Here is a 12,021-nt window from a genome sequence, read left to right on the forward strand (position 1 = left end):
AATTAATATGCCCGGGAGGTAAATAGGGTATGCAAACTTTTTTCAGTATTTTAAGGCGCAAGCACAAAATACATTTACCTTACATTAAAAGTGAACGCCCTCCGTCAATAATAAGCGTTTGACCGCAAATCATATTTGCTTGATCGGAGACTAAGAACATCACTGCATCTACCATGTCTTTTGGCTCCACCATACGACCAGCTGGAGTATGTTTGCGCGCATCATCTAACAGTTCATCACGATTTGGGAAGTGCTTTAATGCTTCTGTATCCACAGCACCTCCAGATACAGCATTTACCACAATATTTTTTGGAGCAAGCTCCACTGCTAAATAGCGGGTCAATGCTTCTACAGCAGCTTTTGACACGCCTACTGTTGTATAATTTTCCAAATAGCGAATAGAACCGAGCGAACTGATGGTAACAATCTTTCCTCCGCCTACTTTTTCCATACGTTTAGCCGCTTCTTGTGCACAGAATAAATATCCTTTGCTATTGATGTCCATTGTCCAATTCCAGTGAGTTTCTTCTAATTCCATAATAGGACGTAAAACTCCTGAAGCTGCATTACTTACAAATACGTCTAAGCGACCGAATGCGTCATCAATTTGCTCAAACATTTCTTTAATTTTTTCTACTTTTCCTACGTTTGCTTTAACAACTAATGCTTCTCTGCCTAATGCTTTGATTTCTTCCGCTACTTCCTGCGCTGCACTTTTGCTTCGTGCATAGTTTAATACAATATCGTATCCTTCTTTAGCAAGACGTAAAGCAATCTCTTTACCAATACCTCTGCTGCTTCCCGTAACTAGTGCTACCTTTTGTGACATGATGTCATCTCCCTTATGTATCATATTATCTTTACATTGTACTGATTTTATCGCATAAGAAACAAGTAATATAGGGAAAATAGATAAAACTTGATGAAATGAACGAGGTGAATAGAATGTATGTAGGTCGAGACATGACGGCTCTTTCAATGATTTCTAAAAGCGAGTGGAAAGACAGCGAGCTTGCGTTTTTCCATCACTCTTTACAGCAAATGACGCCGTATTTAAATGCTGAAGGACAAAGTATTCATCAGCAAATTATTAAAGAAATTGAAGCACGAGGCGGGTTACAGCGCCACGAAGCAGATTATACACACGGCACGCACGTATCATATGATTAAATAAAAAGAAGCGCGGAGTTTATCCACGCTTCTTTTATTTAACAAGCAAATATTCTTTTAAGATTTTTTGATGGGAAACCGGAAATGCATATTGTTCTAAGTCTTTTTCAGAAACTACTTTCAAATTTTTTAATGCACTGATATCACTTGCAAGCTCTGCTTCATATACTGTGATGTTCCAGACGATATGAGAAAACACGTGCTGAATTGTGGTAAAAGGCGCATGGATTTTAATATCAGCTCCGTACTCATTTTGAATAAACGCCTGAAGCTGCTGATGATCTGGCGCTATACTAAGATCTACTTCTATATTTGGAAATTCCCATAGATTAGCTAAAAGTCCTTTGCTTGGACGCTTATGAATTAGATAATTTCCTTCACCGTCTTTAATCACCGCTGCAGCAAGCTGAAGAGCACGCGGCGCTTTTTTCTTTGATTTAACGGGAAGCTCATTCTGCACTCCTTCTTCAAAAGCGCGGCAGTGTTCGCGAACTGGACATAACAAACAGGAAGGAGAAGTTGGTGTACAGACAATGGCACCAAGTTCCATCATACCTTGATTGAAATAGGAAGGGTTATCTGTTGAAATAATTTCATGCACGATTTCTTCAAACAACTTTCTTGTTTTCGGTTTTGCAATATCATCCCAAACGGATAAAATGCGCGATAGCACACGCATGACATTTCCATCTACAGCAGGCTGCGGCACTCCGTATGCAATACTTAAAATGGCCCCTGTTGTATAAGGACCCACTCCTTTTAGTTTGGAGATTTCTGCTGGCGTATTTGGAACTTCTCCCCCGTATTGTTCGTGAACTTCTCGAACCGCAGTTTGCAAATTACGGGCACGAGAATAATAGCCTAATCCTTCCCACGCTTTTAACACATCATCTTCATTCGCATAAGCTAAGTCTTTGATAGTGGGAAATTTGCTAATAAAATTATTAAAATAAGGAATGACCGTATCTACTCTCGTTTGTTGAAGCATAATTTCAGATACCCACACCTTATAAGGGTCCTGATCTTGACGCCAAGGTAAAATGCGCTGTTCCTGCTCAAACCAAGAGATTAAGTCATTTTGAAATGCTTGAATATCAAAATTTTGTACAATATCTTTACTTTGTTTCACGTCATAGCCTCCGAGGTATTAACTATACATATACAATGTGTTGCTTTTTGAATCTTAGTAACTTTATGATAACCTTATAACAACTACAAATATGAATAGTAAAATGAATTGTTCAAATAATGAATAAAAACAGCCGATTTGCTGCGTTAATAATAAAATGAGATTTTTTGCTTTAAATCAAGCTTTCATGCTGAATTAGAATAATCTAAGATCGTCATCATCTTACAAAGGAGGAGTTCGCTCTGGATACTGGTACACACATTGCAATGGGAATCGCTCTGGGCGGCCTTGCAACATTAGACCCCACTGTATCTGCGAATACAGCCACAATGGATGCTGTGATGATTGGCGTAATGGCCGGGTCATTAGCACCTGATTTAGACACTGTTTTAAAGCTGCGAAACAATGCACAGTATATCCGCAATCACCGTGGAATTACACATTCTATCCCGGCTGTTATTTTATGGCCTTTGCTTATCGTGCTCATTCTTTCGCTTCTGCTGCCAGGAGCTAACTTGCTGCACCTATGGATGTGGACCTTTGCAGGCGTCATTATTCACGTTTTTGTTGATATCTTTAACGCTTATGGCACGCAGGCTTTACGGCCTTTCACAAATAAATGGATTGCGCTTGGCGTAATCAACACGTTTGATTACGTGATTTTCTCAGCCCACGTGCTCGCAATTTTAATCTGGTTTATTGGAGCAGAGCCAGGCCCAACATTCATTACGCTATATGTGTTATTGGCGTTTTACTATGGACTGCGCTTTTATATGCGCCACCAAATCGCCAAGAAGCTTCGAAAACAGTTTCCTGATGTTATCAAGCTCAATATCTCTCCTACGCTGCGTTTCACTCACTGGCACTTAGCCGTGACGACCGAAAAGTACTTTCATGTAGGAAGAGCAATCGGAGAAGAAATTTTTATTTATGATACGTTTGATAAAGTTCCAATTCCTGAATCGGCCGTAATTGAAGTAGCGAAAAAAGATGAAAATTTATCTGCTTTCCTTTCCTTTTCACCTATTTATAGATGGGAACTGGACGAATATAACGACCACATTGAAGTGCGCTTTATTGATTTACGCTACCGCAGCAAAGACTACTATCCATTTGTAGCCGTGGTCCAGCTTGATTACGATTTAAATATTATTTGTTCGTACACTGGTTGGATTTTCAGTGAGAAAAAATTGCGTAAAAAGCTTGATTACCTCCCGCACTAATCATAACAAGAACAAATATGAAACCCAAAAACGAACCGTCTTGAGAAGACGGTTCGTTTTTATTTAATGTTTTAAATAGTCATCGTTATTTAATAAATGCTGATATTTAGGGTTTTTAACCGCGATTTCATGAAGTTTGTCACCGTAGCTGTTGATGTACATCGTAACAACCTTTTCCGTCGCTTCTTTCCCTTTATAATCATATCCTGCTTTTGCGTAAGATGACTCAAAATCTTCCCAGAAAAGTTCGACCCATGTACGGGCTTGAGCGTATGAAAGCGAACTATTTTTGCTTAATAGCTGATTCGTTAATCTTTCGAATATATCGTTCATAAGAACACCTCGATTACCAAAATTCTTTATGAGTATGTTTGCACTTTTAACTTACACTATAAATGCGGAGTTATTCACTCCCTCATGTACTATATCATAACCGCAACGCTTTCTGTTGTAAAAGGAGAGGTATCGATGCGCAATAAAGCAAAAGATTTTACAAACCAACATCATACTAAGTTTGAAGGCGAACCTCGAGCAAAAGCAGAATACGCTTCAAAACGTGCAAATGGAACGATCAATACGCATCCGCAAGAACGTATGCATGCTTCTAATGAGCGCGAAGAATAACCGCTTGCTTTGCTTATTTGTTTAAAAGTAAAGCGAATATAGATATCAAACAAGCAGCACACTTCGTGCTGCTTGTTCGTCCCTTTATTTTTTCAACATGGAAATAGGCAATGCCTCTTCGTTTTGCGGTGAGCCAAGTCTAAACCCCCATGCAAAAACTCCGTTCATATAATCAATTTTAAAATATGAACCCGGATCTCCTTGAATTTCATATACTTCCCCTGCTTGAAACGTTTCAGGATCCAATAAGTACGATCTAGCCATTGTTACTTTTCTTTCTAATACTGCATACTCATTGACCATGCCAAGCTGTTCAGCTTTTCGTGCTTTTTCTTGAAGAGACCCAATTTCTTGTTGAAGTTCATACGTCGTCATATCACTGTAACGTTTTTCAGACATGCTGCTTTCCCCCTTGTTTGCTTTCATTTTATTATAACAAAAGGTATAACTAAAGGGAGACTATGAAAAGGGAGTTTTGGGAATGAAAACAGTGCTAATCACAGGCGGTGCGACGGGTCTTGGAAAAGAACTCGCAAAACTTTACGCAAAAGACTGCAACGTCATTCTAGCTGGACGCAATCAACAGAAATTAACTGAGGCCCAGCATGAGCTAGGAGAAAACGTATATACGATGTCTGTAGATATTACACAGTATGAAGAGGTAGGAAAATCTGTAGAAAAACTGCTGATGCAGCATTCAGTAGATATCCTTATCAACAACGCAGGCATTGGACATTTTGGTCCTTTGACAGATTATACAAAACAAGCAATCGATGAAATCATCGATACAAATGTAAAAGGAACTATTTTTTTAACGCAAGCGCTTATGCCTCATCTCTTGACGAGACCTGAACCTAAAGTTATGAATATCATTTCAACTGCAGGACTTCGAGGGAAAGCCAATGAAAGCGTCTATGTGGCAAGTAAATTTGGCGTAAGGGGATTTACAGAAAGTTTAAAAGTGGAGTACCAAGATACCAACCTTCATGTGACGGCAGCTTATATGGGAGGCATGAATACTCCTTTTTGGGATCACAACAACCACATTAAAGATAAAAGCCGCTTGCGCTCAGCTTCAGAAATCGCTGAGATTATTTATAAACAGCAGAATGATTCAGAAGATATTTTGTTTTAAAAAGATTGAAGCATCACAATAAAAAAATCCGAACGAGTTGGATTCTCTATCAAGAATCTCGATTCATCGTTCGGATCTTCCTTCAACTAACATACTTTTTTCCCCGCTCTATTCCTCTTCAATAGAATCTAGAAATGATTGAATTTGTTCAATGGAGAATCCTTTTCTATAAAGAGCCTGCTTCATTTTTTGCTGATATTCCCAGCCTTCATACTTTGAAAAACGACGATGAGCTTTCATTCCTTGATATTGCAGAGCTTCCCAAACCTCATCGCTTTCTTTTTCTGTATCCGTTCGCTGAAATGCTTCTTGAATAACAGAAAACGAATAGCCCTTCACTGCCAATGCTTGTTCCATTTTTTGTTTCATCATTACTTGAGATAATTTTTTATATTTCCCTTTTAACTTTTCAATTAATTTTACAGCAGTTTGAATTTGCTGTTCTTCAGGGTATTCACATAAACTAAGGGTAATAATGGAATCAGAAATCCCCTTTTCTTTTAATTCTCTTTGAATCACATTTGGTCCTTTTGGTGTTGTGTTCATCTGAGTTAACACAAATGCTTTGGCAAACTCTTCATCATTTAAATAACGGTGGCTGACTAGTTTCTGAATAACTTGTTGAATAATAGTAGAGTTAATTTCTTTTTTCTTTAAATAATCGTGTACCTCTTTTTCAGAGCGCATTCGATAAGATAAGTAAATGATCGCTAAATTATAAGCTTTTTTCTCATCATCTGCGTACTGAATTTCCGTTAATTCAAATTCATCAAGCTCACGACCTTTTTTTAAGTCATATTTGATGAGGACATTTTCGTCAACACCAAAGCTAAACTCTTCACCTTTACCATAATCTAAATACACATTATAACGTTCACCGCTATTCTTTTGCGTTGTGATCTTTGTGACAACAGGCATTAACCTTCACCTCATATTTCTTATTAAATTGATGGCTGAAGAACCGCCAAACGTATCATACACATTTTTATTTATCTCAATAAAGGAGGAAGTTCGTATGAAAATTGTTATTGCTGGAGGAACTGGATTCGTAGGTAAAGCTTTAACAAAACATTTTTTAACACAAAAACATTATGTATATATTTTAACACGCAATGCAGATAAAGCTGCAAGAGATCCGAAACTTAAATATGTAGAGTGGATGCAAGAAAACAGCCAACCTGAAGAGCATGTAGAAGGAGCAGACGTTTTTATCAATTTAGCTGGCGTTTCACTTAACAGTGGCCGCTGGACGGACGAACGCAAAAAAGCCATCGTGGAAAGTCGCCTTTCTTCTACTCAAGAAATTCTTCGCATTATGGCTTCTTTACCCGAAAAACCGTCACTTTATGTAAATGCAAGCGCCGTTGGTTATTACGGGACATCAACGAAAGAAACGTTCACAGAAGCTTCTCCATCGATCGGGACAGACTTTTTGGCTGAAACGGTAAAAAAGTGGGAAAATGAAGCGTTAAAAGCCATGGAACTCAATATTCGTACTGTCTTAACAAGATTCGGCGTTATATTAGGGAAAGATGGCGGAGCACTTCCTTCTACGGCCCTTCCTTATAAATTATTTGCAGGAGGAACAGTCGGTTCCGGAGAACAGTGGATGTCTTGGGTGCATCTTCAAGACGTCGTGAAGATCATTGATTACTGTATTCATACCGAACAAATAGAGGGAGCTGTTAACGTCACTGCCCCAAATCCCGTTCAAATGAAAGAGTTTGGAAAGACGATTGGAAAAGTGTTGAATCGTCCTCATTGGATGCCCGTACCTAGCTTTGGCCTTCAACTGCTGATGGGAGAAATGAGTATGATTATTTTAAAGGGACAGCGCGTTTTACCTGAAAAATTGATTCAACAGAATTACATTTTTACATATACTGTATTAGAAGATGCATTGCGAGATTTACTCTAGTTATTTTCTGTTATTTCCCTAAAACAGGTGACTAAGCTGCCGATAGATAGGAGTAACTTTATGAAAACCATTCTCTTAAAAAATGCAACGCTCTATCCTATTACGTCAAAACCTATTTATAATAGTGATGTGCTCATTCAAGATGGAAAAATTGTTTTAATTGGGCCAAACTTGCAGCCACCTCTTCGAGTAGAAGTCATTGACTGCAAACAGCGTTATTTATTCCCTGGATTTATTGATGTTCATACACATCTAGGATTATATGATGAAGGAACCGGCTGGGCCGGGAATGATGCTAACGAAACCATTGAACCTATGACTCCACATATCCGAGCTTTTGACAGTGTACATCCTTTAGATCCTGGGTTTAAAGATGCCATTGAAGCGGGTATTACGTCTGTACACATTATGCCAGGAAGTGCAAATGTGATTGGAGGCACAACTTCCGTTATTAAAACAGCTGGAACAAGCATTTCTCAAATGTTAATTCAAGAGACAGCTGGACTTAAGATTGCGCTAGGAGAAAATCCAAAACGAATTCACAGCCACGGCAATAAAGAATCGATTACGCGAATGGGTATTATGGGGATGCTGCGAGAAGCCTTTTATCACGCAGCAAGCAGTGACAACAAAGATGATTTGCGCATCAAACCTCTCACTCAAGCACTGAATAGAGAAATTCCAGTTCGGATTCATGCTCATAGAGCCGATGATATTCTATCAGCTCTTCGCTTAGCAGATGAATTTCATTTAGACGTCCGTATTGAGCACTGTACAGAAGGCCATTTAATTGCTAAAGAGCTGGGTGGAAGAAATTTAAAAGTGAGCGTAGGTCCAACTTTAACACGCCGCTCAAAGGTTGAACTTAAGAATAAAACGTGGAAAACCTATCAAGCTCTTTGCAATGAAGGAGTAGAAGTTTCCATTACAACGGACCATCCTTATACGCCTATTCAGTATTTAAATATTTGCGCATCCATTGCCGTACGTGAAGGACTCGAAGAGCAAAAAGCATTAGAAGGCATCACGATTACTGCTGCTCGGAATCTCCGTATTGATCATCGAATCGGCAGTATCGAAGCAGGAAAAGACGCTGATTTAGTGCTATGGAGCCATCATCCCTTTCACTACTTAGCAAAGCCTATTTTCACCATGATAGATGGTAAAATATTATTTAAAAAAAATTAACATTTTACCTATTTTCTTTTTTTATTTTTTTTAGTATGATACGTTTAGAAGCATGTGAATTTCACAAAAGCATAAACATCACACGTTGACTTTTTATGTTTGTTGACTTGTAATGGGAAGGCAAATGGTGCGCCACCAGGTAACTGGTTCTAGTGGGTTCGATTCCCACCCCGAAATTTTTTTAATTATTAAAAAATTTCGAGGGTGGGGACTTGATTGGAGTCTGTATATACCCTCGATCAGGAGGGAAAAGTTATGTTAAAAAAACGTGACCTAAATGACTGTCAATCTCTATACGAACTCATGGTACATCCTGATGTCTTCCCTTTTGTTCGTCATAAAGCCCATTCCTATGAAGAATTTTTATTTGTGACTAAACAAACGATGGAAGCAGAAGATCATGGAGAAATTATTTCTCGCACGATTTTAGATGAATGGGGTAACCCTATCGGCACCATTAATTTATTTGATGTACAGGATCAAGCTGGTTTTTTAGGCACTTGGCTTGGCAAACCGTTTCACGGAAAAGGATATAATCAAATTGCAAAAGAAGCGTTCTTTAATGAACTGTTCTTTGAGTTAAATATAGAGCGAATTTTTATGCGAATCCGCAAAATCAACATCAGGTCTATTAAGGCTGCCGAAAAACTGCCTTATGCAGTACTTGCGAATGAAACACACAAAGCTTTATACGATGAAATTAATCAACATGAAGACGTATATGATTTATACGAAATTCCAAAAGACTTGTATACATTATACTACCTGCGTCACGAACAAGACGTTCAAGAAGATCACCAGCTTAAAGAAGCGTAAGAGTCTCTCCGTTACACGGAGAGCTTTTTTTATGATTAAAAACGAGAGATTCTGGAAAAAATAAGTAGCATGATCGAAAAACGTTAATTGGAGGTTTTTTTATGTCTGAAAAAAAACGAAAAGAAAACGCAAAAAATACGTTAAGTAGCGCTCAAGAAATCTATTACGGCCGCGAGTTTAAAAAAGCAGACCGTGCAGGCGGCTACACGAAAAAATAAGTGAGGCAAAACATCTCTATCCAACGCTTGATCATCCCAACGTCCTTTCTGTACACTGTGTATCGGAAGGACGTTTTATATTATGTAAAGATAATAACGCGAAGATTTCATGCGTATGATTTACGATTTTTTAATACTTTACTATATCCACAAAGTTTACCCACAATTATGTGGATAATGTGCATAACTTTATCAGATATGTATATTACCGCTTTCATAACTTGAAATGACAGTGGGTAATTTTTATGTAAATTTTCTGAAAAAATGTGAATAATGTGGATAAAGTTGTGAATATCCTATACAATTCAGCAGTTAACTTCTTGTTAACCTGTGGATATCTTCTTTAGCACTTTCGTTTGTTTTAGTAACATGAAAGCTTTTGATATATTATAAGTATAATAATAAAAAGTAGGGGAACTTCCCCTACTTTTTTATGATTGGAAACAATATATCCACACTTGTTCCTTGATTTAACTGACTAGAAAATGTCATCTGCGCATGATGAGCTTTAATAATCCGATAGCTGACCATCAGCCCTAAACCTGTACCTTTTTCTTTTGTACTATAAAAAGGCTCACCTATCTTCGCTAACCGTTCAGGAGGAATACCTTGCCCTTCATCAGCAAGCTGCAGCCAAAGGTGGTTTTCTTTTGCTTTAATCGTAATATGAATACCCCCTCCTTCAGGCATTGCTTCGATAGAGTTTTTAATAATATTAATAAATACTTGTTTTAACTGATTTTTATCTCCATATACCTGCGGTAATTGCTCATCCCTTTCAAATATGAAAGCTACCTTTTTTTCTACTGCTTCAGGTTCAAGAAGCGAGCACACTTCTTGAACAAGCGCTTGCATATTCAAGGGTTCAACATTCATAACCTGAGGTTTTCCTAACATCAAAAATTCTTCTACGATTCCATTCATTCGTTCTAATTCAGTTTCCATGATATCTATATACAAAGCATCTTTGGGATTTTGTTCTTTTAATAAGTGAACAAAACCTTTTAAAGAAGTCAAAGGATTTTTGATCTCGTGAGCAACTCCAGCTGCAAGTTCTCCTACAACGGCAAGCTTCTCAGAAGTTCTAAGCTTCTCTTCTGCTTTTTTACGCTCCGTAATATCTGTCGATACGCACAGCATTTGAATCACTTCCTGTTTTTCATTCATAATAGGAAGTTTTGCTGTTTCGACCCAGCGCCGGTTTCCTTTCGAATCTTTAAACTGTTCTTCTAATACCATCCCTTTTTGCGTACAGTTTGAAAACGTCCCTTTATATAAAAGATCTGATTGAAGGTTGAATTGATATTTATCAATTGGTTGTCCAATCAAGTCATCAGATTTTTCACCTAGCAGCATCGCAAAAGATTCATTAACAAGAATGAACTCCCTTTTTTGATTAATGGCATAAATATAGCTTGGATTAATGTCAATGACTTGTCTTAAAAACGTTTTTTGTTCCTGCAGCTGATTTTCTTTTTGCTGTAAATTTGCTTTAGAATGGCGTATATAGCTAATCATTTCATTAAACTGTTTAGATAAAGTACCGATTTCCCCCCGCTCAATTTCTCGTTCCGGAATTTTTTGATTAAAATTCCCGCGCGCTACTTGTCCCGCCAATTCATATAGTTTACGAATAGGATTCACAATTTGCCTTGCATATAACGCAGTAAAAAAAGAAAGCAGTAAAATTGTAATACCTGAAACGGTCCAAAGCGTTTTTTCAAACGTTTCATAAGGCCTGTAAATTTCTTCAACGGGTAATTCAGCGACAATTCCCCAATCCAAAACAGGAATATATTCAAATGACGCAAAGAAGTACTTACCTTCGGTGTTCACAACGCGCTGATATCCTGATTTATGATTCATCGTTTCCTGAACGATTTCATTTTCCCTGGCATTTTCACCGATTCTCTGTTTCTCAGGGTGTGAAATAATTCTACCATTGCGGTCTACAATAAACGTATAGCCGTTCTCTCCTATATCGAACGTTTGAAAAATGGATTGAAAGCTTTTATTTTCTTCAATGCGCAGCGCTAAATTTATAACTTTTTTTACATTTTGCTGCTCATCCAAAATAGGAATTGCCATCACCACAATGTAATGCTTTGTGTCTGCTGAAACGACATCGCTTAAATATATTTTTTTAGTTCGCAGCGCTTCTTGAAAATATTTTCTTTTACTTAAGTTCACGTGCTTCATACTCTTTAAATCATCTGGGTAATAATGCTCCACATACCCTTTTGTATTAAAAATGGTTCCGCTATCGATATACGGTGAAATATTAACTATTTTCTGCAGTTCTTTGTCTATCTCTTGTTCATCATCTGATAAAAAAATAGGATCTTGCTGTACCTCGTCGCCCAAGCTCCAAATATCTTTAATAACGATGTTAATTTGCTCTTTCATTCTCTTGACGGTTTTATCAGTTACCTGTCGATATTGATCTTGAGAAATATTAGGCAGCATCACTCTTGAAACTATAAACATTAGCGTCAGTACGGTACAAATAAGAAGCACATTAATCGTGAAGATTTTCCAAAACGTATGAGATTTAAACCATTTCATGTTTGTTCACCTTAATTCAATGAAGTCTACCTCCA

The 12,021-nt window shown here is 37.7% G+C and carries 14 protein-coding genes; 8 read left to right on the forward strand and 6 right to left on the reverse strand.

Annotated features, from left to right (window positions below):
• Positions 1–79: 79 nt before the first annotated feature.
• Positions 80–829, reverse strand: a complete 750-nt coding sequence (fabL, locus tag ACMX9J_RS24940) for an enoyl-[acyl-carrier-protein] reductase FabL (protein ID WP_028412429.1) — start codon at positions 827–829, stop codon at positions 80–82.
• A 116-nt stretch (positions 830–945) separates the two neighbouring features.
• Here fabL and ACMX9J_RS24945 point away from each other — a divergent pair, with 116 nt between their 5' ends.
• A complete protein-coding gene (locus ACMX9J_RS24945) occupies positions 946–1,170 on the forward strand; it encodes a hypothetical protein (RefSeq protein ID WP_014461827.1) in 225 nt (74 codons plus the stop codon).
• A gap of 34 nt (positions 1,171–1,204) precedes the next feature.
• Here ACMX9J_RS24945 and mutY read toward each other — a convergent pair whose 3' ends face one another.
• Positions 1,205–2,299 carry an A/G-specific adenine glycosylase gene (mutY, locus tag ACMX9J_RS24950; RefSeq protein ID WP_028412430.1) on the reverse strand — a complete coding sequence of 365 codons (1,095 nt, stop codon included), beginning with the start codon at positions 2,297–2,299 and terminating at the stop codon, positions 1,205–1,207.
• 242 nt (positions 2,300–2,541) lie between these two features.
• Here mutY and ACMX9J_RS24955 point away from each other — a divergent pair, with 242 nt between their 5' ends.
• The gene (locus ACMX9J_RS24955) at positions 2,542–3,522 is read left to right on the forward strand and encodes a metal-dependent hydrolase (protein WP_074682687.1); all 981 of its coding nucleotides are present in this window, start codon (positions 2,542–2,544) and stop codon (positions 3,520–3,522) included.
• A gap of 63 nt (positions 3,523–3,585) precedes the next feature.
• Here ACMX9J_RS24955 and ACMX9J_RS24960 read toward each other — a convergent pair whose 3' ends face one another.
• On the reverse strand, positions 3,586–3,855 hold the full coding sequence (locus tag ACMX9J_RS24960) for a YfhJ family protein (protein WP_028412432.1): 270 nt from the start codon (positions 3,853–3,855) through the stop codon (positions 3,586–3,588).
• A 135-nt stretch (positions 3,856–3,990) separates the two neighbouring features.
• On the opposite strand from ACMX9J_RS24960, the gene ACMX9J_RS24965 reads away from it, so the two are divergent.
• The gene (locus ACMX9J_RS24965) at positions 3,991–4,146 is read left to right on the forward strand and encodes a small, acid-soluble spore protein K (protein WP_028412433.1); all 156 of its coding nucleotides are present in this window, start codon (positions 3,991–3,993) and stop codon (positions 4,144–4,146) included.
• 84 nt (positions 4,147–4,230) lie between these two features.
• Here the strand turns inward: ACMX9J_RS24965 and ACMX9J_RS24970 are convergent, their stop codons facing one another.
• Positions 4,231–4,545 carry a YfhH family protein gene (locus ACMX9J_RS24970; RefSeq protein WP_028412434.1) on the reverse strand — a complete coding sequence of 105 codons (315 nt, stop codon included), beginning with the start codon at positions 4,543–4,545 and terminating at the stop codon, positions 4,231–4,233.
• A gap of 82 nt (positions 4,546–4,627) precedes the next feature.
• Between ACMX9J_RS24970 and ACMX9J_RS24975 the strand changes: the two genes are divergently transcribed.
• Positions 4,628–5,281 carry an SDR family NAD(P)-dependent oxidoreductase gene (locus ACMX9J_RS24975; protein WP_340926036.1) on the forward strand — a complete coding sequence of 218 codons (654 nt, stop codon included), beginning with the start codon at positions 4,628–4,630 and terminating at the stop codon, positions 5,279–5,281.
• Positions 5,282–5,389: 108 nt separating this feature from the next.
• On the opposite strand, the gene recX is transcribed toward ACMX9J_RS24975, so the two are convergent.
• The gene (gene recX / locus ACMX9J_RS24980; protein ID WP_416226364.1) at positions 5,390–6,199 is read right to left on the reverse strand and encodes a recombination regulator RecX; all 810 of its coding nucleotides are present in this window, start codon (positions 6,197–6,199) and stop codon (positions 5,390–5,392) included.
• Between the two features lie 97 nt (positions 6,200–6,296).
• Here recX and ACMX9J_RS24985 point away from each other — a divergent pair, with 97 nt between their 5' ends.
• From ACMX9J_RS24985 to ACMX9J_RS25000, 4 genes are all read left to right on the forward strand, one after another.
• The gene (locus ACMX9J_RS24985; RefSeq protein ID WP_028412437.1) at positions 6,297–7,199 is read left to right on the forward strand and encodes a TIGR01777 family oxidoreductase; all 903 of its coding nucleotides are present in this window, start codon (positions 6,297–6,299) and stop codon (positions 7,197–7,199) included.
• A 60-nt stretch (positions 7,200–7,259) separates the two neighbouring features.
• Positions 7,260–8,387 (forward strand): amidohydrolase, encoded by a 1,128-nt coding sequence (locus tag ACMX9J_RS24990; protein WP_033580772.1) that lies wholly within the window; start codon positions 7,260–7,262, stop codon positions 8,385–8,387.
• A gap of 255 nt (positions 8,388–8,642) precedes the next feature.
• Entirely contained in the window at positions 8,643–9,203 is a 561-nt protein-coding gene (locus ACMX9J_RS24995) for a GNAT family N-acetyltransferase (RefSeq protein ID WP_013055149.1), read from the forward strand.
• A gap of 101 nt (positions 9,204–9,304) precedes the next feature.
• Complete coding sequence (locus ACMX9J_RS25000) at positions 9,305–9,421, forward strand: YfhE family protein (RefSeq protein ID WP_013055148.1); 117 nt, start codon at positions 9,305–9,307, stop codon at positions 9,419–9,421.
• A gap of 423 nt (positions 9,422–9,844) precedes the next feature.
• On the opposite strand, the gene ACMX9J_RS25005 is transcribed toward ACMX9J_RS25000, so the two are convergent.
• The gene (locus ACMX9J_RS25005) at positions 9,845–11,986 is read right to left on the reverse strand and encodes a PAS domain-containing sensor histidine kinase (protein WP_028412439.1); all 2,142 of its coding nucleotides are present in this window, start codon (positions 11,984–11,986) and stop codon (positions 9,845–9,847) included.
• Positions 11,987–12,021: the final 35 nt, after the last annotated feature.

Origin of the sequence: Priestia sp. RMT2NF4 (assembly GCF_047872835.1) — a bacterium.
Taxonomy (GTDB): Bacteria; Bacillota; Bacilli; order Bacillales; family Bacillaceae_H; genus Priestia; species Priestia zanthoxyli.

What these genes read in the sequence shown, in the direction of transcription:
- fabL (WP_028412429.1), bottom strand. Translation starts at nt 829, where the DNA reads ATGTCACAAAAGGTAGCACTAGTTACGGGAAGCAGCAGAGGTATTGGT.
- ACMX9J_RS24945 (WP_014461827.1), top strand. Translation starts at nt 946, where the DNA reads ATGTATGTAGGTCGAGACATGACGGCTCTTTCAATGATTTCTAAAAGC.
- ACMX9J_RS24960 (WP_028412432.1), bottom strand. Translation starts at nt 3,855, where the DNA reads ATGAACGATATATTCGAAAGATTAACGAATCAGCTATTAAGCAAAAAT.
- ACMX9J_RS24965 (WP_028412433.1), top strand. Translation starts at nt 3,991, where the DNA reads ATGCGCAATAAAGCAAAAGATTTTACAAACCAACATCATACTAAGTTT.
- ACMX9J_RS24970 (WP_028412434.1), bottom strand. Translation starts at nt 4,545, where the DNA reads ATGTCTGAAAAACGTTACAGTGATATGACGACGTATGAACTTCAACAA.
- ACMX9J_RS24975 (WP_340926036.1), top strand. Translation starts at nt 4,628, where the DNA reads ATGAAAACAGTGCTAATCACAGGCGGTGCGACGGGTCTTGGAAAAGAA.
- recX (WP_416226364.1), bottom strand. Translation starts at nt 6,199, where the DNA reads ATGCCTGTTGTCACAAAGATCACAACGCAAAAGAATAGCGGTGAACGT.
- ACMX9J_RS24985 (WP_028412437.1), top strand. Translation starts at nt 6,297, where the DNA reads ATGAAAATTGTTATTGCTGGAGGAACTGGATTCGTAGGTAAAGCTTTA.
- ACMX9J_RS24990 (WP_033580772.1), top strand. Translation starts at nt 7,260, where the DNA reads ATGAAAACCATTCTCTTAAAAAATGCAACGCTCTATCCTATTACGTCA.
- ACMX9J_RS24995 (WP_013055149.1), top strand. Translation starts at nt 8,643, where the DNA reads ATGTTAAAAAAACGTGACCTAAATGACTGTCAATCTCTATACGAACTC.
- ACMX9J_RS25000 (WP_013055148.1), top strand. Translation starts at nt 9,305, where the DNA reads ATGTCTGAAAAAAAACGAAAAGAAAACGCAAAAAATACGTTAAGTAGC.
- ACMX9J_RS25005 (WP_028412439.1), bottom strand. Translation starts at nt 11,986, where the DNA reads ATGAAATGGTTTAAATCTCATACGTTTTGGAAAATCTTCACGATTAAT.